This window comes from Paenibacillus faecis (genome assembly GCF_008084145.1).
GTDB classification, from domain to species: Bacteria; Bacillota; Bacilli; order Paenibacillales; family Paenibacillaceae; genus Fontibacillus; species Fontibacillus faecis.
In genome coordinates this window covers 79,344-105,474 of sequence record NZ_VSDO01000005.1, presented here as the reverse complement: position 1 = coordinate 105,474, position 26,131 = coordinate 79,344, and the positions used below count along the sequence as shown (strand labels likewise).

The window sequence follows — 26,131 nt, the reverse complement described above, 5'->3', positions numbered from 1 at the left end:
CCCGGGCTTAGGATTCCGGGCGGCCGCGGCTTTTATTCTATTCTCCCTTCTTCTCCAGCGCCGCTTTCAGGAGTTCCCCGAGATTGGAACCGAGCGATTCCTGCTTCGCATACTGCTTGACCAGCTTTTGCTGCTCCCGCTTGTTGACGTGCTTCGCATCCTTGTTCAGCGTCTCCGTAATGCCGCACGGGAGGCACTGCACGTACATGCCCGCCTTGCCTTCCTTTAGCTCCATCTTCTTATGGCACTGCGGGCAGCGCCGGTTCGACAAGCGCTTCTCTCCCGAACGCCGGTAGCCGCAGTCCTCGCTCGGGCAGACCAGCATCAAGCCGCGCTTGGATTTTTTCTCGAGGAGCCGCGTCCCGCAGTCCGGACAATGGCTGTTCGAAACATTGTGCGGCTTGTAGGTGGCCTCGCTGTTTTTTACGCCTTTGACGAGGGTCTGGGCCATCTCCCGGATTCCGTTCAGGAACGGTTCCGGCTTGCCCTGCCCTCGGGCGATCCGCTCGAGCTCCGCTTCCCATTTCGCCGTCAACTCCGGCGAGCGGAGGTCGGCGGGCGCGAGCTCGATGAGCTGCTTGCCTTTGCCCGTCGGATGCAGGCTGGGTCCCTGCCGTTCGATCGTGTCGGAGCTCACGAGCTTCTCGATGATATCCGCGCGCGTCGCCGGCGTGCCCAGGCCATGCTTCTCCATCTGCGTCAGCAGCGCGGCTTCGGTGTACCGCTTCGGCGGCTGCGTCCGGCCGGATTGCAGGCGGCACCGCTTGACGGTCAGCTTCTCGCCTTCCTTCAGCTCCGGCAGCGAGGCCGAACCGCCTTCTTCCTCGCGGTCCTCGTCGTCTTCGTCTTCGCCGTCCGCGACGGCCTGCCCGTCGTACACCGCTTTCCAGCCGCTGTCCTTGACCGTGACGCCTTTGGCGTGCAGCTTCTCCCCGTCCACGTCGATCACGACCGCGACGTTGTCGAACCGGGCCGGCGGATAGAACAAGCTGATAAACCGCCGCACGATGAGGTCGTACAGCTTGCGCTCCTCCGTGCTCAGCGTATTCAACAGCACCGTCTGCTCGGTAGGAATAATCGCATGGTGATCCGTCACCTTGCTGTCATCGACTACGCGTTTGCCCGGCTGAAGCGGCTTGCGAAGCAGCGGTCTGGCCAGCGACGCATAGGGTCCGACCGCTACGCTGGTGAGGCGCTCCTTAAGCGTCTCCACCATGTCGGAGGTCAAGTAACGCGAATCTGTGCGGGGATAAGTGACCAGCTTATGCTGCTCATAGAGCCGCTGAAGCACGTTGGAGGTCTGCTTCGCGGAGAAGCCCAGCAATCGGTTCGCATCCCGCTGCAGCTCCGTCAAATCGTAGGCCTGGGGATGCGGCACCTGCTTCTCGCTTTTGGTCAGCTTGACGATCGTTCCGCCCCGCCCCTCCAGCTTCCGCTGCAGTTGCTCGGCCCGACCCGGCTCAAAAATCCGCGAATCGCCGCCGTTTCCCCGCCATACGGCCTCAAAAGAGCCAAAATCCGCGCGGACTACTTGATACCCCTCCGACCGGAAGGACATAATTTCGCGTTCCCGCTGCATAATCATCCCCAGGGTCGGGGTCTGTACCCGTCCGGCCGACAAGGGCGAACCGAACTTGCAGGTCAGCGCCCGCGTGACGTTCAGACCGATCATCCAATCCGCCTCCGCCCGGCAGCGGGCCGATTGGTAAAGCCGGTCGAACTGCGAGCCCGGCTTCAATGAAGCAAAGCCTTCCTTGATCGCTTTGTCCGTTTGCGAAGAAATCCACAGCCGTTTAAACGGCTTGTTCCATTTCGCCATATCCATAATCCAGCGCGCCAGCAATTCGCCTTCCCTGGCCGCATCCGTCGCGACGATTAGCTCGCCGATGTCCTGGCGGCGCAAGAGCTGCTGCACCGCTTTATATTGATGGCTGCTCTCCCGCAGCACCTTGAGCTTCATTTTGCCGGGCAGAATCGGCAGGTCCTCCAAAGACCAGGTTCCGAATTTGCCGTCGTAATCCTCCGGCTCGGCCAGACCGACCAAATGGCCGAGCGCCCAGGTAACCACGTACTTGGGACCTTCGAAATGGCTCTTATGTTTTTCGCGGCTGCCCAGCACCCGCGCCAATTCCCGGCCAACAGACGGTTTTTCCGCCAGTACCAACGTTTTCATGACTGTTTGAGCACTCCCTTCTTTCCTTCATCCATTATAGCATCCCAATAAGCATCGCGCAGACTCGCCGGTGTTTTTTCGCCTAGATCATTTAAGGGTATGAGTGTATAAAAAAGGGGACTTGGAAAAAGGATACAAACCGGATATAATGTTTTTATCACCAGGTACTAATACCAGATAACAAAATTATCGAACATATGACTAAGGAGTGATTGTGAGTGAACCCGAAATCCGCAGCCCGCATCACCGCTTTGGGAACCTATGTACCCGAACGCCTGCTTTTGAACGATGATCTCGAAAAGCTCGTCGATACCAGCGACGCCTGGATTGTCCAGCGTACCGGGATCCAGGAGCGGCACATCGCCGCCGATGACGAATTCACCTCCCATTTATGCGTGCGGGCCGTTGAGAACCTCCGCGGTCCCGGCGGGGAAACCGTTGGCCTGGAGGACGTGGATTTGATCATCGCCTCCACCACAACCCCGGACTACTCGTTCCCCACCGTCTCCTGCCGCATCCAAAAGCACTTCGGAATAGAGGACGCCGGAGCCGTCGACTTGAACGCCACCTGCGCGGGCTTCACTTACGCCCTCCATATGGCGAACGGAATGATCACTTCGGGACTTCACCGCAAAATATTGGTCGTCGCCGGGGAAACGATGTCCAAAATTACGGACTACACCGACCGGAGCACCTGCATCCTGTTCGGGGACGGAGCCGGCGCCGCTTTGGTGGAGTATGCGCCGGATCAGCCGGGCTTCGAATCCGCGATTATGGGAACGCAGGGTAGCGGCGGTATCCACGTCTACCGCTCCGGCCTGTCGGCGGAGATGGACGGCGAGCCGCTGGCCGGCGAAGGCCGCATCGTTCAGAACGGCCGGGAAGTGTTCAAGTGGGCGGTCCGCACGGTCTCGGCCGGCATCGAGAAGCTGCTGGACCAAGCGCAGCTGACCGTGGACGATATCGACTGGTTCGTTCCCCACAGCGCCAATCTGCGGATGATCGAGTCCATCTGCGAAAAGTCCGGAATTCCCCTGGCCAAAACCCTCCAGAGCGTAACGGAGATGGGCAACACGTCTTCCGCGTCCATCCCCCTCGCGCTGCAAGCCGGCGTCCGGGCCGGGCAGTTGAATCCCGGCGACCGGGTGCTGCTCTATGGGTTCGGCAGCGGTCTGACCCATTGCGGGCTCCTGATCCGTTGGGGAGTAACCCCGAACTAGTTAAAACTCCCGGAACAACAGGCAGGTATATTCATATTTGCTGGAGGGATATTTGAAGACCAGCTTGATGCCTCCGCTCTGAATTTTTACCGCTTTTAGAGCGGGGGTTTTGACAAAACAACGAACCAAGCGGGAAGCGGCCCGTTGATGGCCTCTCCGGATCGCTCTGGCCAAGGCCGCACAATAAGAGGGACGACGGGCCATTTCCCGGTAGTACGGCAGAACGGCCCGGGCGATCCGCTGATGAATCCTCGGATTGAAGTGAAACTGAACCTGCCCCGGCGGAATGGTCACCCCGCACGAATAAGAGGACGACGACGGTCCGCTAAAGGAGATAAAATATCCGATCCCGTTGCTCCCCAACCCGTGGTGGGCCAGCCGCGGCGCCGCTACGCACAGCATTTTTTTCATCCCATCCAGGTCCGCGCCGACCACCGCCCGGCTCCAAGCCTCCGCAAAACGCGGATTGCAGGCGACCGTTTTGTACAAAGGAAGCATGCCCGCCGCCATCCTCTGCAGCAAATAGGCGGTGGGCGTCTGCCTTACCAGTCTTTTTCCGCGCCCTCCTCTCCTACCGCCAAGCCGATATCCAGACATGTCATATCCTCTCCTCAATGAAATTTTGAAAAGTCTTTTTAAAAAAATCGCGTCTCTTACTTCATCATATGCATAAGCCCGGGGGTACGGTTGGGCATTCCTTTCGGGTACCATGAGGCAACTGGACATTCAATAGGTTCGTTGATATGCTGGTGGCAAGAAACGAAGAGAATAGACAAGAGGAGATTATATACGCGTGCCAACGATCAGACGACTTTTGACCGAGCAGGATTTTCAGGAAGCGGTGGACCGTAAACTGTCCGTCCGTATTTTCCGCGATAACCATATGGTAGATAGCAGCACCTGCATCATCCGCTTTACCGACGACACCGTCATCACGCAAAAAGGCGTCAGCGAGCTGACATACCACCCCCGCAGCGACAGCCAATTTTTTGAGCTGAGAAAATAAGGCGGCCATTCCGGAAGACCCGCGGGCGAGGAACCGCTACGCCGGGTTGGAGACGGGTAGGGTCGGCGAGGACACGCTGGGGCAAGACGCGGGGCGGCCAGGACGAGCTGGGGCGGAGATGCGGGACGGTGAGGACGGACGCACCGTGCCCGAGTGAAGGCGAGCATGTGACGGCAGCCGGACACAGAGCGGGCGGAGACGCGGATCGGTGAGGATGAGCTGGAGCGGAGATGCGGGACGGTGAGGACGGACGCACCGTTGCCCGAGTGAAGGCGAGCATGTGACTGCAGCCAGACCATAGAGCGGGCGCGGCGAGGCGCGGGCAGTCAGTTGCTGCTCATGCCCCGCCTTTTTGAGGCAGCTTACGAAAATAGCGGCATTTTTGGGTGCTATTTTGTCGAATTTGGCACAAAAATGAGGAATAGCGGCATTTTGGGCCCTTATTTTTGGAAAATCGGGCCAAAACCTAGTTTCGGGGCCCGAAACAGGAAAATAAGGCCCTTTTTGACCGCTATTATTCCCCCGGAGCCAAAATGGGGCGAAATAACGGTCAAAAATGCCGTTATTTCGGCGGGCGGCCAGAGATTCGGCACGAAGGGCCAGAGATTCGGCGCAGGCAGCCAGAAATTCAGTGGGCGGCCAAAAAATAGCGCAGCGTGCCGGATCCCATTGCCAAGCCGCTCATTAGGGTGGCGAGAAGGACGCTATACCGAGTCCGATCCCATAAAAAAACGCAATCGCATCCCTAAAAGGGTCGCGATTGCGTTCAAAAATGACCGGCGGGATCATGCCGGTTCTTTAAGCACTTTTGGCTCAGGCTCGGCCGCAGGGGTTTCTTTTCCGTAACGGATAAAAATCCAGACTCCGCTCAATATGGCCACCCCCGCAACCAACTGGACACCGGTCAGGCTCTCCTTCAGCAAAAGCCAGGCCAGCAGCGAGGAGAAAACCGGCTCGCCCAGCACGGCCATCGAAACGGCGGCCGCACTGATGAATTTCATCAGCCAGTTGAACAGGTAGTGCCCGAACAAGGTCGGAACCACCGCGAGGAGAAGAAAAATCCCCCACTCTTTTGACGAATAACCGGTGAACTCAAACCCCTTGGCGGCGTTATAGCCCGCAAGTGTCGAAGCCGCGATGAAAAACACCCAGAAGTTGTAAACGAAGGCGCTCATATTTTTGAGCAATTGTTTGCCGAACAGCATGTGAACCGCCACGGCCACCGTGCCGAGCAGGGACAAAATATCTCCGTGCAGGGCGGTACCCGATAATTTAAAGTCCCCCGCACCTATCGCGATCGACCCGACGAGCGCCAGTCCCATTCCGGCGAGCATAGCCCGGTTTACTTTGGCTCCAAACAGGAAAAAAGAGCCTATCATCACGAGGATCGGTTCCAACGTCAAAATGACTGTCGAACTGGCCACCGTCGTTAGCCGCAGCGAGCTCATCCAGAGCAAAAAGTGGAGTCCCAGCATCACACCAGACAACAGCAGGCCTCGCCATTGCTTGGCAGTGAGAGAGAATATTTCCTTGCGGTACTTCCAGACGAACGGCAGCATCAGCAAGCACGTCAAATAAAGACGGTACATGCCGACGACGGACACCTCCGCGGCGGACCAGCGAATAAAGATCGATGAGAAAGAAATCGCAATGATTCCGATAACGTAAAGAAGCTCAAATGAAACAGATGACTTGGTACTCGATTTCATGGTGGTGCTCCTTGCTCTTTTGAATGTGTCGGCGACGTTTTTAAAAATTACAGTAAAGTCAGGCAGACCGAACCTAATTATAGTCTAAAGGCCAGGCGGTGTGCTACATTGAAAATAACTTTCACCTTTGTATCGAAAAAAAGCCATTTACTTAATGGAATGAAAAGGAGAGCCTGAACTCATATGACCGATCCCATCGTAACGCCAAAATGGGTCCTGGCCCGTATGTACGAGCCGGACCTCGTGATCGTTGACTGCCGGTTCACGCTGGGCCGTCCGGACGCCGGCCGGGAAGCCTATGCGGCATCGCATATTCCCGGCGCGGTTTTTTTGGACCTGGAGGCGGACCTGTCCGCTCCGGTCCGTGAACATGGCGGCCGCCACCCGCTGCCGGCGCCCGAGCAGTTAGCCGCCCGTCTCAGCCGGGCCGGCATCGGCAACGCCCACCGCGTCGTCGCCTACGACGACCAGGGCGGCATGTACGCAGCGCGCCTGTGGTGGCTGCTGCGCTGGCTGGGCCATGACGACGTGTACGTCATGGACGGCGAGTTCGCCGCCTGGCAGGCCGGCGGCTTCCCGGTGACCGACGCGCAGCGGACCGCGGTGCCGGCCGCGTTTGTGCTGAACGTCCGCGACGAACTGATCGCAGACGTGGACCAGGTCCGCCGGGCGCTCGGCGATCCCGGCGTCCTGCTGGTGGACTCCCGCGAAGCTTCGCGCTATGCGGGAGTCCAGGAACCGATTGACGCAAAAGCCGGGCATATCCCCGGCGCGGTCAATCGGTTCTGGAAGGACGTGCTGGATGACCAGGGGCGTTGGAAAGCGGAAGCTGCGCTCCGCGAGCAGCTCACCCCGGTCATCCGGGCGCTCGACGACGGACGCGACGCCGTCGTCTACTGCGGATCCGGCGTCAGCGCCTGTCCCAACGTGCTGGCGCTGTACCGGCTGGGCTACCCGCAGGCGAAACTCTATGCGGGCAGTTGGAGCGACTGGATTAGCTATGAGAACAATCCTATCGCAAAGGGAGAAGAACGCTAAAAGTTGGAATTGTAGAAGCCCGCGCCCGACGCGGGCTTTTCTTTTTTTAGATAGCGCCTGGCAGACGCACCGCTCCCCCCGTTGCTTGGACAAAATTCCATAGCAATCAAGCAGCCCCAGAAGAATCAGCGCGATTATCCGAAAACTAAAAAGGACAAGAAAATGACCCGTTACGGAAGTCACCCCTTGTCCCAAAAATGAGATCGTCCATGGCTGTTCACTGTTTCTCTCCATTCTAGTTGTAGTTATTTGTGTATTTTTTCACATTTTATTTAACATCAATTTACAGTAAGTTCGTGCCCGGTGATTTCTAAAGAATAATTGGCCGAGTCTTCAACACCATAAACGCCAATATAATAAGTTCCTCTAGGAGGATTAGACAAACTGAAGAACTCTTGTGGCGGTCCGTCGTTTCTACGAATCCAGTAAGAAGATGGATCCCCTTGGTACGGATTTGATCCAGGCGCCCAAATCACAAGATCCAGATTTTCCGCCTTTTCATTTAAAACTAGCAAGGTGGCATTTAAATCAGCAGCACTTGAATTGACTCTTACAGCATATAAATCCACGTTTCCTTTTTGAACGCTCCCATTAGGTACTCGAATATAGGTCCGATGCGTATCAAAACTCCCGGATGATTCTTGAGCAGCATCTTTGATAGACTCATATGCCAGCACTCTTCCATTGCCGTAGTTTTTATCGAAACCTTCTTCTCCCATATCTGTTACTGTAAAATTAATGCTAGATGAAACTCCACGGGAATAGGCGGCATCATACATCAGCGCAAACACACCTGAAACCATCGGCGTAGCCATGGAAGTGCCAGAAAGTGTCACATATTCCTTCCCCGTATTGGCTGCAGCAGCCCGAACATTGTGACCCGGTAGTACTACGTAAGGGCCTTTATTATAGGATACATTTTCATCAGTTCCGCGAGAAGAAGTCTCTGCTAGTCCCCAGCCTCCTTCATAAGGGTCTTTAATATTTCCGACTGAGGTAGAGGTGTATTTAGCGTAAGTCGATAAAGTGTCGTAATAAGGTTCATCGTTCCCCTCATTTCCGGCTGCTACAAAAACCGGGACACCGCGTGCTTTAATTTTATTTATCGTGTTAATAACTTCTTTCCTGCTTTCATATGATGCTGTAGTTCCTATACTCATATTAACAACATCAATGCTATATCGATCTAGATTTGCTAAGATCCACTCTAAGCCTTTTAATGTATCTCTGGGATCACCGGTTTGACCTGCTCCCGGTAAAGTTTTTACACCTACTAAAGCTGCGCCTGGAGCTACCCCTTCTTGTACTCCCGGATCTCCTTCTCCAGTTCCGGCGGCAATGCTAGCTACATGGGTACCATGCCCGCGATCATCATAGGGCTTGGTTTTTCCGTTAACCGCGTCGTACCAAGCAATAACTTTACCACCGTCCAAATCTACATGATTAGCATCAATTCCGGTATCTACAATGGCTATGACTACATCCTTTGTAGAATAAACATTTTCATTTCCATCTAAATCACCTGTTACCTTAAAGTCCTTCCTTGCCTTTTTGACGCCGATCATGTCAGTAGACGAATTAAGGTTGATACCGATTTCCTCCCCCCCTTCAGCCGCTTTATCGGGAACTATATAATTATTAATCGAGGCTATTACAAGAACCTCTTTTAGCATCTCAAGCTTGACCAGTTGCTCGTAGTTGATATTTTCAATAAGATAAGAGCTGATTTTTCTCTTTGTTAATTCTAAAGAATTTCCAAATAACTCCTTGTACTTCTGTTCAAACTCCTCGTCGGTATAATCGAAATGTACCAAAACCTCTACATCAAAGGTGGTCTCCTTATCTTTATTTAATTCTAATTCCTCTCTCAACATATGAGTAATCTTTGACTCAGGCTCCTCATCCTTCTCGAAGTTTTCCTCCTCAGTTAAAACAGGTAATTTAAATGTTTGTGTTTCTTTTTGCACACTCTGCTCATCAATCTGCTTTAAGATCAACTTCTCTTTATCCATGACGAGCCCATTTCCATCTGCATTAGCTTGAATTGTTCCGGACTGTGTCATCCCGCCAAAAACAATGGAACCTGCCAGAAGTAATGTAACCGTTTTCTTTAGCATGCTTGCTTTTCTCCTTTCATAAGTTAATTTACTGACAAGATTTTTAACTCCACGTTCATAATTATTCTTGAATCCCGCCGCCCATAGCCCCTCCTTTTGTTACCGTTCTGGAGTAAATGGTTTCACTTACTAATTTTCATAATTACATATTTTAACTTTATTTACAGTCGGTTTGCGTCGATTAATTGTGTCCAAAATTTTACTTTTCTCTAATGACGCACCCTCTCCCCAATTTGTTGCACAGAAAAAGGCCGATTCCCCAGAAAATCTTCCTGTTTGAACCGTCTACAAAGACATTCAAGCAACTCTCTCGCTTAATTCAACAGCCGGCCAACAAAGCGTTGCTATGTCTTCAAGATCACGGGAATAAACGGAACCCGGAGGCCCGTTTTTTCGTAGTAATATATGGACTTTGATTGTGGTAGGGATTTCCATGTTGTCCTACCCTTAATAGAATAAGCAAAATGGAGATGAACCGATATGGCAGACCATCCAACCAGCAAGGATATTTTTCGAGAATGTTGTTCCAGAATCGCTGCGGCCTGCGAGTCTTGCGGATTCAAGTACTATAAATCCAGGAGAAGCATGGTCAAACAAGTGGGCCCCTTCACGGCCGAGGTGCGTTTTTCGAGTCATAATTCCAATGTGGCCGGAAGTTATTTGGAGTTTAACACCGATTGCCGAATGATAAATACGGCCAGCGGAAAAACATACTGGTATATCAGCTTGAGCAGTTTCCGAGACAAAGGCAAGGTATGGAATCTGGCTAAAGAAGCCACCCGAGAGCGGGAACTGGCGGAAATTATCACGTTGATTCAAGACAAGGTTGTTCCTTTGGTGGACAAGTATGGTACGAATCTTGAGGAGGTACTTGAGGAAGCCATTATGACCGGATGGTTTTTGCCCCAGGCGAATCCTATGGAGTTTTATGTGATCGACATCATTGACCTGGTCGTTGATTTCGGCTCACCGGAACAGATCAGTGCATGCGCGCACCTATACATCCGCCATTTACCTGAGGATCTACAAGAGACATTCCGAAAAGACTTTGAAGCCTATCAAAGGGAGGAAAAGGCTGCATCCACGATCGCATTCCGTAAATTGATCCCTCTTATGGTGGAGAGAAATATTACTTTGCCGCAGTAATCCAAAGGATACTATATAAGTTGAACTAAAGAATTGGCGTTGGGCAAGGATATGATGGGGTTTCGGGATATACGCTGCCAACATCCACAATTGTAGATATAGGGTTCCGCCGTCGGAGTCTACAACATTAACGGGAAAATCTCCTGTTAATGTACGGCTCTTGGCTCTTCCAGCGGATTTAGCTGGAAAAGCTCCATCTATTTCGCGGCTCTATTGCCGAAATACACAATTTCAGGCGAATTAACGGGAGGTTTTCCAGCTAATTCGCCTCTGCAGCCGCATACGTACCAAATTAACGGTAAGAATTCCCTGTAATTCAAACCAGACATTTAGTTGCAGATCAAGAGTGTGAAAAGAGCCCTTTACATCGCTGTCTAATATGCAAATCCATAGTTCAACTTAATATAGTGCCGTTTTGGAGCGGTCTCCACAAGGATACAGTGAGCACTTTTTCAAAAGTTAACATCCAATCCGTATTAAGCCCACGACCATCAAGAGCCCCGCGAACTTCCAACTCCAAAAAGATGCAAATCTGCAGGTATTTAAATCGATCGGACGAGGATATGCGAAAATAGATGCAAATCTGCAGGTATTTCTAGTGAATTTAGAGATAGGAGCCGGTTTCGTCAAAAATTGCTGCAGATTTGCAGGAATTTTCAAATTTGGGGTCCAAACAAGAAAAAAACATGCAGATTTGCAGGAATTCTATGTTAATCAAGGTACGTTGGCTCAAGGTTGTCTGACGAGGTGGGGCACTAGGCAAGGACCGCAGACTGTCATATACTGCGGCCCAGTCGACCCAGCGTCTCCGCCTATCCAAACGTTTTTGGCTTTGGAAGAGGCCGGCTTCCTTCCACATCCCACGGCGTCCATCCTTTTGTCATATTTCAGGACTATAATGCAACCGCACCTCGCCGCTTGCTTCCGCGTGATAGCAGGTAAAGTCCATAACCGATAATATTTGTTAACAGAAACAGTGCAATCCAGCCTATATTGCCTTTCCCTTCATAATAAGCATTCATCCCCGCCCAGACCGTAAACAGCAGGCAGTAGCCGCCGAGCAGGAACAATCCCAAGCTGTAGAAAAAGGTATAATTGAAATACGTGGTCGCCACGCTGACGATGAAAGAATTCTCGTCAATCGTCTGAGGCTGCTCCGTGGCTGAATGGCCATGGCCAGCTTTAGAAAGGATCCTGGTGTGGATGAAAAAATGGGATTTCGGCAAGGAGTCGCCTTCTCCTTCGGATTCCATATGAGGCGAACGGAAATAATTGAGCCATTGTTCCGCCTCCGGATCGGCTGCATACATAAACAGTCTGGGAGACGCATTCTTCTGATAGTAAGCGCGCTCGACGCTAATTCCTTTTACCCCCCAGGTGTCTTCCACCCAGGCTTTCAGTTTCTCCTGAAGCGGCTGGGATAGCGAGGTGGTACCGGGAGTGCTTAATTCCTGCCCCACCATTTGATAGGCGTCTTCAGTAAACTTTGCTACCGTCCGCTCATTCCATACACCGATGATCAATCCCAAGCAGATGGCAGACAGAACCAGTAAGGTAAGTGCACTGCGGAGTACGCCGGCGGCAAAACGCCTTTTGACGGTGTAGATTTTCTCCAGCTCGCGCTTGACTTCCCCGGCTTCGCCAAACTGCGACAACGCCATAGTTACCGCCTGCTGCTCGTTGATCCCGGTATGCATGTGCTCCAGAACCCCCGAGATCAGGTTGGCTGTCATCTCCTCGCGAAAGTCATTGATTTCCGCAGCGGGTTCTTTCATCAGTCTGCACAGTTGGTCGACATATTCCGTAATCCGGCGGGTGGATTCAGTGGTTAAGCTCATCGTTTTCATCATCGGTCTCCTCCTAGTAATGTATCTATAATGTTGCGGAACACCGCCCAGCTCCGCTGGTTTTCCTGCAAGCGTGTTTGCCCTTCCGGCAGCAGCCGGTAATATTTACGCCGTCCGCCGCCGCTCGATTCATCGTCTTCTCCCCAGAAGGCCTCCACCAGACTCTGCTTCTCCAACCGCTTAAGCGCCATATACAAGGTGGCTTCTTTAAGATCCATCGCGCCGCCGCTTACCTCGCGCACTTTCTTGGCAATTTCATACCCGTACATCGGCTTGTCCTGAAGTAGACTCAAGAGAATGACATCGATATACCCCTTCAACATCTCTTTGTCGAAATCCAAAAAACTATTCACCTCTTTCAAGTACTTCGTAACATTTAACTACCTCGCAATACGAAGTATATCATAAAATAGTTTTTGGTAAAATACAAGTCCGCACATAAAACGTAAAACCAAAGCGGCCCTTGCCGGACACACACAAAAAAGCCCACGCTATCGCGGGCTCTTCGTTTTAAAGATCATACACAGCAAATTTCCGAGTATGTCGATTCCGTTCCTCCGCTCAAGCCTCCTCCTCCGCCACGCCGAGCGCGAGATTACGCTCCTTGAACTTCGGATTATGGGAGGAGACGTAGGCCATCCTGTACGCCTCCGGCTCCAGATACTGCTTGGCGCTGTTCACCGCCAAGGCGGCGTCGGTAAACGCGCCGGCGATCAAATGCAGCTTGCTCGCATAACTCGCCACGTCGCCGGCCACAAATACGCCGGGCAGACTGGTCGCCAGCCGTTCGTTAGCTTGAATATCCCACTCTCCCATATCCAGCCCCCAATTGACGATATTGCCGAAATCGCCGCGCAGGCCGTGGTTTACGATCACGGCGTCCACGTCGAGCCGCATGGCAGTGTCCCCCAATTGGCCGTCCGAATTCACCTGGGCGATGGATACTGCCTCAATCGCCTTGCCGTCCGTATTGCCGTGAAGCTGCTTCACCGCATAAGGCGTAAGGACGCGGGCGGACGACGCCATCATCCGTTTCACATTGCGCTCATGTCCGCCAAAATGCTCACGGCGGTGAACGACGGTTACGCTTGCGGCGATCGGCTCCAATTCGTTCGCCCAATCCACAGCGGAATCCCCGCCGCCGGAAATGAGCACCCGCTTGTTCCGGAATACCTCCAGTTCCTGCACGGTATAATGCAGGTTGCTGACCTCATAGCGCTCGGCTCCCTCGATCTCCAGCTTTGCCATCTTCAGCACCCCCCGCCCCAACGCAAGAATCACCGTGCGGGTCCAATGCCGTTCGCCCGTTTCCGTCTTCAGCAGCATCGTTCCGTCATCCAGACGCTCGAGCCCGCAAACTTGCTGTCCCAGCACGATCGTAGGATCAAACGTCATCGCCTGATCGATCATTTGCCGTGTCAACCGTTCACAGCGCACGGGCGTTACTCCCCCCACATCCCAGATCATTTTCTCCGGATAAATCAGCGTCCGGCCGCCGAGTTCTTCCTTCGCCTCGATCAGCTTGGCCTTCATATCCCGCATCCCGCTATAGAATGCCGCGTACAGCCCGGCGGGCCCGCCGCCGATAATCGTCAAATCATAAAGTTCCAAATCATGCACTTCAGGTTACCTCCCGCTTATCATCTAAGAACTTTTATCTTGTCTATCTATCGATCCGACACCCGGTCAACACGGCCGCAAAAAACTTAAGTTCCGAATTGGGCCCGGTGCAGGCGGCTGTATACGCCGCCGGCCTCCACCAGCTCTTGATGCCGTCCCTGCTCGGCGATGCCTTGATCGGTTACGACCACGATGCGGTCCGCCTCTTTGATCGTGGCCAGCCGGTGCGCAATGACCAGCGTCGTCCGTCCATTCGCCAGCTCGGCAAGCGACTGTTGAATCGCAAGCTCCGTCTCGGTATCGAGCGCCGAGGTCGCTTCATCAAGGATCAGTATCGGCGGATTCTTCAAAAACATCCGGGCAATCGCCAGACGCTGCTTCTGACCGCCCGACAGCTTCACGCCCCGCTCGCCGATTATCGTATCCAGCCCTTGCTCCTGGGTGCGGATAAATTCATCAAGCTTCGCCCTCCGGGCGGCTTCCCACACCTCTTCATCCCTCGCGCCGAGCTTGCCGTACAGGATGTTGTCGCGGATCGTCCCCGCGAACAGGAACACATCCTGCTGCACAATACCGATCTGCCCGCGCAGCGATTCCTGGGTCACGCGGCGGATATCCACGCCGTCGATGCGAATGGCGCCGCTATGCACTTCGTAAAAACGCGGCAGCAGGCTGCACAGCGTGGTCTTGCCCGCGCCGGACGGCCCGACGAAAGCCACCGTTTCTCCCTTGCGGATGACCAGGTCAACCCGGTTCAGCACCTTTTTGTCCTCTCCATAGCCGAAGGAGATGTGGTCGAAGTGAATTTCCCGCTGAAACGGCTGCATCTCTGCGGCGTCCGGCGCATCCTCGATGTCCGGCTCCGTATCCAGCAGCTCCGTATAGCGTTTGAAGCCGGCAAAACCCTGCGGATAGCTTTCCACTATAGCGTTGATCTTCTCGATGGGCCGGAAGAACACTTGGGTCAGCAGCAAGAATCCGACAAATTCGCCGTAAGACAATCGCCCCTGAATGACGAACCAGGTTCCGCAGACCATAACAAACACCGTAACAAAACGCATCATCATATAGCTGATGGAGCCATTGCGGGCGATCAGCTTGTAGGAGGCCAGCTTCGTCAACCGGAAACGCCCATTGTTCACAGCGAATTGCGCTTCCTCGTGGGCCTCGTTGGAAAAGGCCTTAACGACGCGAATTCCTCCCACGCTATCCTCAATCCGCGCATTAAAATCGCCAATATCGCTAAATAGCTGGTCGACCGCTTTCGTCATTTTTTTATTAAAATAAATCACGACCCAGACGATGCCCGGCACAATCACAAAGGTCAGAAGCGCCAGCTCCCAGTTGATGAACGCCATCAGTGTAAAGGAACCGGCGAGCGTCATCACGGCGATGAACAGATCCTCGGGTCCGTGGTGCGCCATTTCCCCGATCATGTTCATATCGTTCGTCAGCCGGCCGATCAGGTGACCGGTTTTGGTATTGTCGAAGTACCGGAACGACAGCTTCTGGATATGGGAAAACAATTTGCGGCGCATATCCGTCTCAATATTAATGCCGAGCATGTGGCCCCAATAGTTGACGATATACATCAGCACCGCGCTCAGGATATACAAGGCGATAAGAGCTATGGAAGCCAGCAAAATGACATTCCACTTTCCTTGCGGCAGCAGATCGTCGATAAACACATTAACGGCCATCGGAAAGGCCAGCTCCAGCAGCCCGGCGATAATCGCACAGCTAAAATCGAGCAGAAACAAACCTCGGTAAGGTTGGTAATAGGAGAAAAATCTTCGGATCAATCGAAATCTCACTCCTTTCCTGTTGTTATAACCCTTATGATTATGATAATCATTATCAATAAATAATCAGACGTATGCCTTTTTTTCAATAAATTAGCTGTACTCTTTATTTAGGCGGTAATCTTTACTTAAACAGGTCCGGATACATCTCTTTGGCCAAAATCTCAATTCCGTCCAGGGTATTGTACCCATAGCCGAACATGTAGTTATAATCCATGGCGTAGATTTGTTTGTTTTTAATGGCTTTCATGCCGGACAATTTGGGATTGGCGTAAAGCCCGTCCTTGATCTTATCCGGGCTCGTGCCGTTGCTGATGCTCCAATCCGGAATAATCAGCACATCCGGGTCGGCCTCGATCAGCATTTCTATATTCCCCTCGCCCGTCTGATCCTTCAACGCGTTGTCCAATTTGATCATATTCATCGCCCCGTTAAAGAACGTCTCCCCTTCCAGCGTTAATACGCTCACCTCTTTGGGATCGCTCATATGCAGGTAAACGTACGTCTTGTTCTCCGTAATGCCGCTTAACTTGGAAATGACCGCTTCTTGCCGGCTTTTGAGCTCCTGGGCGAATTCTTTGGCTTTGTCCTGCACTTCAAATATCTCGCCCAAATTTTTAATATCGTTATAGATGGATTCATACGTCCCCCCGGCTACGGAAGATTCAAGGACATATGTACGAATTCCCATTTCGTTAAGCGTATCTACGGTACCGACGCCCCAGTCGGCATTGTCGAACAGCCCGCCCCGACCCATGACCAGATCCGGATTCGTTCCCATCGTTACTTCTTTGCCCACATATCCGTCGCTAAGAATGTTCAGCTTGGCGTACTCCGCTTCCACCGCTTTGTCCGGCTGTCCGAAACTGGCGCCTACCCCTACGATTTTGTCGGCCAAGCCCAGATGCAGCAGCAGTTCCGCGGACGGCCGGGTGTTCGCCATGATGCGCTCGGGAGCTTTGTCGAAGACTTGATCTTTTTTCTCCCAAGTGGTTCCGCCCTCCGTCTTTTTGAAGTTTTGAATCGTTACAGGGTAATGACTTGGCGTTTCGGATTCCGCTACAGGTGAACCGCTTTTCGCCGAACCTCCGCATGCCGCCAATGTCAACATGAGGGTCAAACCGATCCCCAAAACTAAAATTCTTTTCACTTTCCTTCCTCCATTCTTAAATTCCATAAGCAAAGCCGAGTCCGTTCGTTACCGGATTGATGTAAGTCTGGCACTTGACTTGATACAACGCCTCGATAACTTCAGGGGTGAGCACCCTATTCGGGATGCCGTGCGCATACACTTCCCCGTCTTTGATGGCGTATAAATAATCACAATAATGCGCTGCCATTTCCAAATCGTGCAAAGCAGCCAGCACACCTATTTTTAATTCCTTGACGCAGGTTAAAATTTCAAGCTGATAGCGGATATCCAAATGATTCGTCGGCTCATCCAGAATCATAAATTCAGGCTGCTGGGCGATGGTCCTTGCCAAAATCACCCTTTGCTTTTCCCCGCCGGATAAGGACAGGTAGCTCCGCTCCCGGTAATCGAGCAGACGGGTTCTGGTTAATGCGTCCTCGACGATCCTGTAGTCTTCCTGTTTATCCGACTCCAGCATCCGTTTATGCGGCGTTCTGCCGAGCATCACCATTTGCTGTACGGTCAAATCGAAGTGCATTTCGTTAAACTGGCCGACGACGCCCAATCGCTGCGACACTTTTTTTTCGGATGATTTCAACACGTCCAGCTCATTCAGAAAGACGGATCCCCTTTGGGGAACCAGGCTTTTGTAGATGCTTTTTAACAGCGTCGATTTCCCGCACCCGTTCGGGCCGATCAAACCTACGAACTGCCCGGTTTTGACCTGAATCGAAACATTTTTTACGATCTCTTTTTTGCCGAGCCTGATCTCCATTTCCTTCGCGGTCAATTCCATGCTTGTTTACCCTCCGAAATTGTAGCCTTTTTTAACAATCATGTAGATAAATAACGGCGAACCGATAACGGAAGTAATGATGCCGATAGGCAGTTCGACATTATGAATTAGCGTCCTTGACAGGATGTCGGCCCAGATGAGAAACAGCGCCCCCAATAGCAGGGTACCCGGCATTAACCGTTTATGATCCGCTCCGAACAAGCCTCTGCATATGTGCGGAACGATAAGACCGACAAAACCGATCATCCCCGCATACGCTACCATCGTTCCGGTAATCAGGGCGGTGGCCACCAAATACAATTTGCGATAACCGCTCAGGTTGATACCGAGAGTTACGGCGGCTTCATCGCCAAGCAGCATCGTATTCAGGACCCGGTGTTGAAAAAGAAACATCGCGCAGCCCAGCAAAACGACCACGGCCATGATCGGCGTTTTCTCCCAACTGGACGAAGCGAGACTCCCCATAGACCAAAAAGTAACGGTTTTGATCCCTTCCGTGTTGTTGGCAAAATAAATAATCAAACTCGAAAATGAACCGCACAACGCGCCGACGACAACCCCGGACAGGACAAGCTTCACCGATGTGGCTTTTCCTCCTATACTGGATAGAACCAACACCGCTAACGAGGTGATCATGGCGCCGGCGAAGGCTCCGAATGCGATGCCGAACTGCGACAAAAACGCGCCGCTTCCAAATCCGACCAGAATCGCAAACGTAGCTCCCAACGATGCCCCCGAAGAAATGCCGAGGATGTACGGATCGGCGAGCGGGTTTTGCACGACGGCCTGCATGACCGTCCCGCACAACGACAGCCCGATGCCTATAAGAAGGGCGAATATAACCCGAGGTGCCCGCACTTGCAAAATAATGTTCAAGTAAGATTCGCTTTCGATATGTTCCAGCGAACCCAGATGACCGTTTGTCATGGCATGTAGCAAAATCTCCATCGCCTGGCTGAAGGGTATGTGAACCTGTCCAATCGATACCGAATATACCGCGGACAACAAAATCATGCCGATCAAAACGAAGATCATCGCAAAGTAGAGGCCCCCTGTTTTTACTCCAACCGGCTTTGATAGCGTTACACTCCTACTCGCACCCGCGCTCTCACTTTTCATATTCCTAATTCACCTCCCTGCATCCATCTCTATATGAAAATGATTCTCATTCTCATAACGATAATATTACGAGAATATATTTTAAATTACAATCAAATATTTTCCAAAAATAAAAACAGCCCTTACTTCAGCGTAAGGGCCGTCCTTTGATTACCATGGGTAACCATGGTTTTTATGACTCTGCCACAATTAATTTTTGGAGATCAGTACAATTCGCGACACTTTCTCATCGGCCAGCTTCTTGGTCGTTTTGCCGTCTTCGCTCATCCAATACAACCGGCCGTTATCGCCCGCATTGACATAGAAGACCCCTGCCACATCTTCTTTATACACGCAGAGATCCCACTCCACGCCCACCATCTTGGTCAGGGTCAAATCGGCATTCAGCACATAAGCGCCGCTCTCGGCAAACAAGGCCGTCGATCTGACTTTGCCGCCGCTGGTCAAATTCCGTACATACCCCACATCGGTCAAAGGAATCGCCTTGGTGCTCGCCACTTTGCCGTTCGCCAGCGTACTTACATAGGCTTTGCCTTTTGCGTCGACATAAACGAATTTATTCCCGCCCAGGGCGGCAATTTCGTAAACTCCGGTTTGGTTCAGTTGGATGTTCTTGCCCGACTTGTCGATCAGGAAGCCCTTGGATTTGGAGTAATCATAGCCATCACCGGAGCCGGGAAGAACCCCTTTGTTGTACAAGTAATGATCGCCCGCCCACATTCCGGAAAACACGGCGTTCGCGTCCAATGGAGCTTTGGCGTTCAAAGCCTTGGCGGTTCCGCCCGCGGCCGGCATCGAATAAAGCACCATACTGTTCAGGGAATATTGGGTTTCCATCGGCTTGGTATCCACCATGAAGTAAAGGGTGTTGTTTTCTTTATGTAAGTAGTAAGAAGATGAAAGCGCACCCTCGGCGATCCATTGAACCGTTCCGCTGCCGTCCGCCGATTTGGCCGCAACCCAGATGGTTCTGCCGTTTTTGAGCGCATTGTAGTATACTTTGCCATCCAGCACAGTGAACTGAGGATGCTTGGTGTCGGCCATGTCCGCAATCAATGTGCCTTCATCCACCTTCTTGGCTTCCGCAGGCGCACGATAAATGCGTCCTTTATCGTCCATACAGTAAACGAAATTGCCCTCGGTGGTAAAGTAAAGAATGTCATGATCCCCGCCAAAGTCGGCAGCCTTCGCTTTGGAATCCACCATGGACAATTTAAGCAAGGTGAGTGATTTCTCATCAAATAAATGGAACAGATAATCGCCCGCCGGCTTCAGTTCAACGCCGAAGAAATTTTCACGGATTAGCTGGGCGGGGCTGCCGTCCGTCCGTACCCGGTACAAATCCCCGTCAGATACATAATACACATAGGCATCCGTTGACGAAGCCTCGGCGGCTTGCGCTTTCGGAGCGGCCGCAGCCGCTCCGGTAAAGGCCAGCAGGACGGCCAAAAGCGGGAGCAGCATTTTTCTGGTAAATTTGACACAGCTGTTCATTCCCATTCTCCTTCTTCTGAAAAGAATATATGTATAAAAGACTATACTTCTCTTTTATCGGAGACAGCTGTGTATATTTTCCATAAGCCTTTAGACCCATATTTTACCTGAAGCGAAAACTATAACCTCAACATCCGCCCGAAGCCCGACAGCTTTACCGAATTATTACTTGAAGTGCTTAATTTCCAGGTTGCTGAATACCGCCGTTCCCCCTTCGGCAAAGAGCGCGATGCCCAAGTCGTTCCGTTCGGGAAAGATAAGATTGGAGAATACCACGGAACCGTCATTCACATAGACCTCAATGCTGGTCTTATCCACCAGTATTTTCAGGTGCGCTTTATTGTCGGCGGGATGAAACGGAGCTTGACTCTCCAAATAACGGCCGTTCAGGTCGGGATGCCCGGTATATGACCGGTTCACATAAGCGTACCCGCCTTCCGTGTAAATCCCGACATCGGCATGACGGCTCCCATCGGCGGATTCCCGGAGCCTGAATCCTACATTCTTTATGGCTGTCCAGGAAATGTCGGCATCCAGCTGATAGGAATCGCCCGAAGCCAGTAGGGTTCGGGAGCCGTTGACAGTGATCGGTTCGAACGATTCCTGCGAAACCACGGATTCATCCAAGGCGTCTACCGGCTTGGAAACCAAGCGATACTCTCCTTCCGTGGACTTTCTGAGTTCAATTTCCCGCACGATCGAGTCCATGCCGTTGTAACCTTCCTTTAGCGTGGGCGTACGATTGGCGTAACTCCAGTTGTTCATCCAGGCCAAGGCATACCGGTGACCGGTCTTGTCGCTGTCCGTTCCATCCTCGAACGTCACCGCCCCGTACCAGTCAAATCCGTAATCCAGCCACCCGGGCTCAGGACGGTCCGGCATAAACTCCTGGCCGTCAAAGCTCCCCGTCCAATAAGCGTAAGTATTGGGCCGTCCCGTTGAAATGCCGTTGGCGCTAACCCCAAGCACCCACTTATAGACACCATCGTCCGCTCTCATCATGAATAAATCCGGGCATTCCACCAGACCGATATTATCCGTGCGGAAATCGCCGGTATAACGCCAATCTTTCAGGTTGGCCGACTCATAGAAACCCACTTTCGTTCCCTCCGCCAAAACCATGGCCCATTTTCGGGACCGGGGGTCCCAGACGACCTTAGGGTCTCTGAAGTCTTTTTTTCCCGGATTCTTAAGCACGGGTTGGTCCCCGTAGAACTTGAACGTCTTCCCCCGATCGGTGCTGTACCATAAAAATTGCTCCTGTCTCCCGCCGTTGGCGGAGGGCTGTGTCACGATCGCAACCAACGCACCCTTGCCGAATCCGGCCGTCCCCGACTCGTCCACGACAATCGAACCCGACCAGGGGTCGCCGTTCCGGTTCGTATATTTGGGAATCGCCACGCCCTGATCCTCCCAGTGGATCAAGTCCGAGGAGACGGCGTGCCGCCATTCCGTGCCGTTACCGGTAGGGTAATCACGGTTATACAAATAATAGTAATGATACTTCCCGTCCAGATAGATAGGTCTCTGCGGATCGTTCTTCCATTTGTCCGGTACGGTGAAATGGTAATTTGCCCGCAAGCCTTGTTCGGGAACGAGCGCTTGGGCTTGCGTTTCCGTTTTCTGCGCGTTTTTCTGCGTACTAGTCATCATCGGAACCTGCACGGTTAAGCCAAGAGCCGCCAAACAACCGCCGCAAACGGCCCACGTCACAAGTTGTTTTTTCATTCGGTTCTTCATGTTGCTGTTCATAAGGCCCCTCCCCGCTTGTAAAAATAGTAAAGAAAATGCCAATATCATTGACATTTTCTTTACGTACACCCTATTGGAGAACGGGTTTATTTCACCGTCAATTGTCCTTGTTCAAGGATACTGTCCTTCACGACGGATGTTTTGGTGCCTTTAATGTTGACGAGGAAGCTTGGCGCGAAGGTGGAATGATGATCCTCGAAGAAGCCTCTGTTCGTCATGTAACTCGTAATGACCACGTTGTTACCTTGAACTTGCGGAACCGCAAAATGCGCATAGGTCCATGTCACGTCTTTGGGATCAAGATCCTGATGCAGCACCAGTCCGGTCCCGTTCAACGGCTTGTAAGGCCCGGTCAGAGAATTGGATACGTAGCCGAGCATATAGATATCTTCGGCGTCAATGCCGTCCACAAACATTTTGGCGCCTCTTGTATCGGTGAACAAGTACCATTTCCCGTCCAATTTAAAGATGTTGGGGCGCTCGATTTCGTCCGTTACGGTATTTGATGCGATGAGCGGCTTCATGACCTGTTTTAACGTGTAGTCGTCGTTCAGTTCAATAATCCCCAGAGCGCCGTTGGCCAAAGAAATGCCTTTCTTATCCGGACTTTGCGACAATTTCTCCCGCTCGGATCTGAAGAAATTCATGCTTCCTTCGTAGAAGGCCCGGTTGTTGAAGGAATCCTCGCCTTGATAACCCGTTTCCGTTCCGGTGTTCGCTTCAAAAACAAGGTATTTGCGGCCGTTGTCCTCCACATAATGCGGATCTCTCAGGGTATGGTTGTCCGCGTAGTCGCCTCCGCTAAAAGCCTGATCGACCGTTTGATACATTTTGCCGTCGCCGTCAAAGATCGACTTAAAGTCCTCGACACCGTTCACCTGGAGGGTGCCGGATTCAGGTTCGGACACGTTGATTTGAGCGGTCGTCAACGTTTGCTTGCCGTAAAAACCGTTCGCGGGATCCCAGCCATGACGGTTGGTGTAAAACAGGCGGATATGACCGTCGGAAGTCAGCGTGGCGGAACCGGACCACTCTTCTCCCTGCTTGTTCAGGATCGGGTCGTTCGGCACGTCCTTGTCCGTGTTTTTGAACACTCTGCCTGCATTTTTCCAAGCATCGATGGAATTGTCGCCGATTTTCTTATAGAACATATAGATGAATGTGTCCCATCCCCGCTTCGGATCGCCAGCCAGACCAAACACGATTTCATAGCCATTGTAGTTAGCGACGGTTCCGTCCGCGTTTTGCAGCGGCCAAGTGTCCCACACGTCCAGGTCAATGACGTTGCCATTTGCGTCCAAGCCTTTGGCGGATGGAAGATTCCGGATCGTTGAAGCGTCGAATTGGGGAACCTTAAATTGTTCGCTTGTTTGTTGCCCCGGGATATTCAGGGCATCGGAGCGTGTAATATGGGAGAAGCCGTAGCTCTCTTTGTAATCTGAACCTTTTTTTGCAAATACCGACGTTCCTCCTGCTGCCAATAAAGCTGTTGCCAAGGTTACTGCTGATGCTCTTCTTACGATGTGTTTGAGATTCATACTTGTTCTCTCCCTTTCTCGTGTAATTTTCTGGAGAACAGAAAAAGACCTAAAAAGCCTTAGAGCGTGGTGGACACACCATTCCCTAGCGGATTTTTAGGTCTTGCCTGCTTACCAGTAACAATCCCGACATATTCAAATGTCAAAAGTAATTCTATCCTGTCATGGCCCGACATGGCTATAGCCCGTATTTCCCGATTTCCACAAGGACCAAAGGCCCCTATTCCTATGCGAATTGATAGAAAAGGGCTAATTTTTCGGCTCCCCGCGTCTGGTTCCTATCCGATTAATTTCCAAAGCGATCACAACCCGTTGACTCTCCGTAAAAACGTACCCGTATTCCTCCTCAACCCATTCTCCGATTTCGCAGGCCTGTCCATAAGCTTCCGTAAAATTGCTTCTTGCCATCGCCACAAGCTCCGGGACCAGTTCGTTGCGAAGTCTGCCCGATTCATCGGTCTGCAGCATATTCTCAAGCTGGGTCAAAAGCCGTTCATAATTGGCGGAACGCCGGTTCAACGTTACCCCCGCAGCACGCTCCACCCCCTCAGCGATATCCCGGATCATTGCCGTTTTCTCCGTCGTCTTCCCGCGGGTCCCCGAGTTCTTCCAGGCGGTATGAATGTGCATGGCGATATAGCCCACCTCATCCTCCGGAATATCCACCTGTAATTTCTCGTAGATCATGGTTTTGGCATGGAGCCCGATCTGGAACTCCCTTGGATAAAGGATGCGGATCTCCTCCAGAAGCGTGTTCCGGATAGCGATTCCTTTACGGATCCGCTCCAGGGCGAATGAAAGGTGGTCGGTCAGAGCGATATGGATATGTTCGTAAAAGGCGACCCCCAGTTCCTGCTCGGCGAACGTAATAATTTGCTGGGTCACCGCGATTTCTTCTTCCGGTAATGTACCCAGCATTTCCTGAAGATGGTCGTATTGCGAAGGATCGCTCATGATGAACACTTTCTCGATGAGGGCGGGGTCAACCACGTCATTCTTTCCCTTCCCGAAGACAATGCCGGCACCCAGGACGATTTTTTCCTCTCCAAAGTCGTTGACAACCGCTGCGTTATTATTCAGTATTTTTTTGATTTTCATGATCGTCTCCTATGCCTGATCGTTTTCCAAGTCGTTTAGCTAGTCCTTCATGCATAAAAGTTTGCTTCGTACCGAGCAGCCAAGTGGCGCAAAATGCCGTGATCAGGGCAAGCAAAAAACCCGTTAAATAATGGATCAGATTCATCGGTCCAGGTTGGAGAACAAAAGCGGTCATCGGAATTCCGGTTAGACCGAACGAATTGGACACGACCTTATGAAAAGCGACATACGCCCCGCCGACGGCCCCTCCCGCCGCAGCGCCCAAAAAAGGGCGCCCCAGCTTCAGGTTGACGCCATAGACGATCGGTTCGGTGATACCGAATAGAGCGGTGATGGAGGCCGGCAAGGCCACTTTTCTTAAAGCCGTGTCCCGGGTTCCGACATAAACCGCAAGTCCGGCTCCGGCCTGGGCGACATTCGCCATCGACCAAATCGGCAGCAAAAAATTGACGCCGATGTCCGGATTGGAAATCAATCCGGCCTCCACCGCCTGAATGCCGTGATGGAGTCCGGCAATCACAATCGAGCTGTAAATCCCGCCCAGCAGCAGACCGAACAGCACGCCGCTGGAGGCGAACAACTGCTCCAGCCAACCGCCAAGAGCCCCACCCAGCCGGAAGGTAATCGGCCCAATGATCAGCACCGCTATGCCTCCCGCCATGGCAAAGCTTATAAAAGAGGCGAGTGGAAACGCCCCCCACGACGGAAGCCGGCGGCGCAGCCCTTTCTCGATGAAAGTCAACAACAGCGTCGAAAGAATCGTAGGAATCAGGGCCCCCTGATGTTCAAATTGAGGGGCCATGAATGGGACGCGCATACTCGCCTTTTCCGTAACTAACCCGGTTAGTTCCAGAAAATCGGGATGTGTCATGATCAGGCCCATCGCCGCTCCGAGAACCGGAGTACCTCCAAACCGCTTGGCCGTGTGATACCCGAACAAGACCGCCATAAGTTGAAAGGCCGATCCCGTTAACAGCGACAAGGCGCGAAAACCGACGTTGCCGGGATCATTCCAGCCCATAGCCCCCATCAAGCCCAGAAGGCCGAGCAGAAGCCCCGTCCCGACAAATAGCGGAATCACGGGCACAACGACATCCGAAAAAAACTGAACCGCCTCCAGCAACCGCGACAAAAGCGAGAACGTCCCGCACTTCTTGGATGAGGATGCCTCGAAACCGTTCCGGGCCTTCTGCCGCCGCGGTGTTGACGTAGCGGCCGCCTCCAGCAAGCCATTCACTTGACGGGTGACTTTAACAACAGCTTCCGGCCCAAGGATAATCTGCAGTTGCCCGGTTCGCACGAACAGCCCTTGGACTTCGCTTATCTCGTTCAGACGCTCCTTATCGACAAGATCGCTATTTCGCAGCCTGAGACGGAGCCGGGTCGTACAGTGGGTACATTCCATAATGTTCTCGGCACCGCCGGACAGCCCGACTAGGCGGGTGGCCAATCCCTTCATCGAACCGCGAACCTGAGTCACACGCTGCTCATCCTGCGGCATGGCGATCCTCCTTTTTTCAAAAT

The 26,131-nt window shown here is 52.4% G+C and carries 20 protein-coding genes; 4 read left to right on the top strand and 16 right to left on the bottom strand.

Annotation, left to right across the window (positions count from 1 at the left end):
• Positions 1 to 37 precede the first annotated feature (37 nt).
• A complete protein-coding gene (locus FRY98_RS22125; RefSeq protein ID WP_148456233.1) occupies positions 38 to 2,173 on the bottom strand; it encodes a DNA topoisomerase III in 2,136 nt (711 codons plus the stop codon).
• Positions 2,174 to 2,391: 218 nt separating this feature from the next.
• On the opposite strand from FRY98_RS22125, the gene FRY98_RS22120 reads away from it, so the two are divergent.
• Positions 2,392 to 3,393, top strand: coding sequence for a ketoacyl-ACP synthase III (locus tag FRY98_RS22120; RefSeq protein WP_148456230.1), 1,002 nt, complete (start codon positions 2,392 to 2,394; stop codon positions 3,391 to 3,393).
• Here the strand turns inward: FRY98_RS22120 and FRY98_RS22115 are convergent, their stop codons facing one another.
• Complete coding sequence (locus FRY98_RS22115) at positions 3,394 to 3,990, bottom strand: hypothetical protein (RefSeq protein WP_148456227.1); 597 nt, start codon at positions 3,988 to 3,990, stop codon at positions 3,394 to 3,396.
• 196 nt (positions 3,991 to 4,186) lie between these two features.
• Between FRY98_RS22115 and FRY98_RS22110 the strand changes: the two genes are divergently transcribed.
• A complete protein-coding gene (locus FRY98_RS22110) occupies positions 4,187 to 4,399 on the top strand; it encodes a hypothetical protein (protein WP_148456223.1) in 213 nt (70 codons plus the stop codon).
• 785 nt (positions 4,400 to 5,184) lie between these two features.
• On the opposite strand, the gene FRY98_RS22105 is transcribed toward FRY98_RS22110, so the two are convergent.
• Complete coding sequence (locus FRY98_RS22105) at positions 5,185 to 6,108, bottom strand: DMT family transporter (RefSeq protein WP_148456220.1); 924 nt, start codon at positions 6,106 to 6,108, stop codon at positions 5,185 to 5,187.
• Positions 6,109 to 6,291: 183 nt separating this feature from the next.
• Between FRY98_RS22105 and FRY98_RS22100 the strand changes: the two genes are divergently transcribed.
• On the top strand, positions 6,292 to 7,146 hold the full coding sequence (locus FRY98_RS22100) for a sulfurtransferase (RefSeq protein WP_148456217.1): 855 nt from the start codon (positions 6,292 to 6,294) through the stop codon (positions 7,144 to 7,146).
• A 278-nt stretch (positions 7,147 to 7,424) separates the two neighbouring features.
• On the opposite strand, the gene FRY98_RS22095 is transcribed toward FRY98_RS22100, so the two are convergent.
• Entirely contained in the window at positions 7,425 to 9,263 is a 1,839-nt protein-coding gene (locus FRY98_RS22095) for a S8 family serine peptidase (RefSeq protein ID WP_148456214.1), read from the bottom strand.
• A gap of 480 nt (positions 9,264 to 9,743) precedes the next feature.
• Between FRY98_RS22095 and FRY98_RS28685 the strand changes: the two genes are divergently transcribed.
• Positions 9,744 to 10,409, top strand: coding sequence for a hypothetical protein (locus FRY98_RS28685; protein ID WP_211373347.1), 666 nt, complete (start codon positions 9,744 to 9,746; stop codon positions 10,407 to 10,409).
• Positions 10,410 to 11,302: 893 nt separating this feature from the next.
• Here the strand turns inward: FRY98_RS28685 and FRY98_RS22085 are convergent.
• The 12 genes from FRY98_RS22085 to FRY98_RS22030 form a co-directional block, all read right to left on the bottom strand.
• Entirely contained in the window at positions 11,303 to 12,259 is a 957-nt protein-coding gene (locus FRY98_RS22085) for a permease prefix domain 1-containing protein (RefSeq protein WP_148456212.1), read from the bottom strand.
• A complete protein-coding gene (locus FRY98_RS22080; protein ID WP_148456209.1) occupies positions 12,256 to 12,597 on the bottom strand; it encodes a PadR family transcriptional regulator in 342 nt (113 codons plus the stop codon). Before FRY98_RS22080 ends, FRY98_RS22085 begins: the two co-directional genes overlap by 4 nt.
• 220 nt (positions 12,598 to 12,817) lie before the next feature.
• Positions 12,818 to 13,876 (bottom strand): NAD(P)/FAD-dependent oxidoreductase, encoded by a 1,059-nt coding sequence (locus FRY98_RS22075; protein WP_148456206.1) that lies wholly within the window; start codon positions 13,874 to 13,876, stop codon positions 12,818 to 12,820.
• 86 nt (positions 13,877 to 13,962) lie between these two features.
• Positions 13,963 to 15,678 (bottom strand): ABC transporter ATP-binding protein, encoded by a 1,716-nt coding sequence (locus FRY98_RS22070; protein WP_148456203.1) that lies wholly within the window; start codon positions 15,676 to 15,678, stop codon positions 13,963 to 13,965.
• Positions 15,679 to 15,802: 124 nt separating this feature from the next.
• Positions 15,803 to 16,828, bottom strand: a complete 1,026-nt coding sequence (locus tag FRY98_RS22065) for an ABC transporter substrate-binding protein (RefSeq protein WP_148456200.1) — start codon at positions 16,826 to 16,828, stop codon at positions 15,803 to 15,805.
• Between the two features lie 16 nt (positions 16,829 to 16,844).
• Positions 16,845 to 17,606, bottom strand: coding sequence for an ABC transporter ATP-binding protein (locus FRY98_RS22060; RefSeq protein WP_148456197.1), 762 nt, complete (start codon positions 17,604 to 17,606; stop codon positions 16,845 to 16,847).
• 6 nt (positions 17,607 to 17,612) lie between these two features.
• Complete coding sequence (locus FRY98_RS22055; protein ID WP_249043497.1) at positions 17,613 to 18,641, bottom strand: FecCD family ABC transporter permease; 1,029 nt, start codon at positions 18,639 to 18,641, stop codon at positions 17,613 to 17,615.
• Positions 18,642 to 18,914: 273 nt separating this feature from the next.
• The gene (locus tag FRY98_RS22050) at positions 18,915 to 20,219 is read right to left on the bottom strand and encodes a DUF5050 domain-containing protein (RefSeq protein ID WP_170287156.1); all 1,305 of its coding nucleotides are present in this window, start codon (positions 20,217 to 20,219) and stop codon (positions 18,915 to 18,917) included.
• 165 nt (positions 20,220 to 20,384) lie between these two features.
• Complete coding sequence (locus tag FRY98_RS22045; RefSeq protein ID WP_420819712.1) at positions 20,385 to 21,947, bottom strand: glycoside hydrolase family 32 protein; 1,563 nt, start codon at positions 21,945 to 21,947, stop codon at positions 20,385 to 20,387.
• 110 nt (positions 21,948 to 22,057) lie between these two features.
• The gene (locus FRY98_RS22040; protein WP_148456188.1) at positions 22,058 to 23,509 is read right to left on the bottom strand and encodes a glycoside hydrolase family 68 protein; all 1,452 of its coding nucleotides are present in this window, start codon (positions 23,507 to 23,509) and stop codon (positions 22,058 to 22,060) included.
• A 249-nt stretch (positions 23,510 to 23,758) separates the two neighbouring features.
• Entirely contained in the window at positions 23,759 to 24,607 is an 849-nt protein-coding gene (locus tag FRY98_RS22035; protein ID WP_148456185.1) for a PRD domain-containing protein, read from the bottom strand.
• A complete protein-coding gene (locus FRY98_RS22030) occupies positions 24,582 to 26,108 on the bottom strand; it encodes a PTS transporter subunit EIIC (RefSeq protein WP_148456182.1) in 1,527 nt (508 codons plus the stop codon). The genes FRY98_RS22035 and FRY98_RS22030 overlap by 26 nt, the downstream gene beginning before the upstream one ends.
• Positions 26,109 to 26,131 lie beyond the last annotated feature (23 nt).

Coding starts and splice junctions, on each gene's coding strand:
- FRY98_RS22095 (WP_148456214.1), bottom strand. CDS start 9,263: ATGCTAAAGAAAACGGTTACATTACTTCTGGCAGGTTCCATTGTTTTT.
- FRY98_RS22085 (WP_148456212.1), bottom strand. CDS start 12,259: ATGATGAAAACGATGAGCTTAACCACTGAATCCACCCGCCGGATTACG.
- FRY98_RS22060 (WP_148456197.1), bottom strand. CDS start 17,606: ATGGAATTGACCGCGAAGGAAATGGAGATCAGGCTCGGCAAAAAAGAG.
- FRY98_RS22055 (WP_249043497.1), bottom strand. CDS start 18,641: ATGATCTTCGTTTTGATCGGCATGATTTTGTTGTCCGCGGTATATTCG.
- FRY98_RS22030 (WP_148456182.1), bottom strand. CDS start 26,108: ATGCCGCAGGATGAGCAGCGTGTGACTCAGGTTCGCGGTTCGATGAAG.
- FRY98_RS22100 (WP_148456217.1), top strand. CDS start 6,292: ATGACCGATCCCATCGTAACGCCAAAATGGGTCCTGGCCCGTATGTAC.
- FRY98_RS28685 (WP_211373347.1), top strand. CDS start 9,744: ATGGCAGACCATCCAACCAGCAAGGATATTTTTCGAGAATGTTGTTCC.
- FRY98_RS22045 (WP_420819712.1), bottom strand. CDS start 21,947: ATGAAAAAACAACTTGTGACGTGGGCCGTTTGCGGCGGTTGTTTGGCG.
- FRY98_RS22105 (WP_148456220.1), bottom strand. CDS start 6,108: ATGAAATCGAGTACCAAGTCATCTGTTTCATTTGAGCTTCTTTACGTT.
- FRY98_RS22035 (WP_148456185.1), bottom strand. CDS start 24,607: ATGAAAATCAAAAAAATACTGAATAATAACGCAGCGGTTGTCAACGAC.
- FRY98_RS22115 (WP_148456227.1), bottom strand. CDS start 3,990: ATGTCTGGATATCGGCTTGGCGGTAGGAGAGGAGGGCGCGGAAAAAGA.
- FRY98_RS22125 (WP_148456233.1), bottom strand. CDS start 2,173: ATGAAAACGTTGGTACTGGCGGAAAAACCGTCTGTTGGCCGGGAATTG.
- FRY98_RS22050 (WP_170287156.1), bottom strand. CDS start 20,219: ATGAACAGCTGTGTCAAATTTACCAGAAAAATGCTGCTCCCGCTTTTG.
- FRY98_RS22040 (WP_148456188.1), bottom strand. CDS start 23,509: ATGAATCTCAAACACATCGTAAGAAGAGCATCAGCAGTAACCTTGGCA.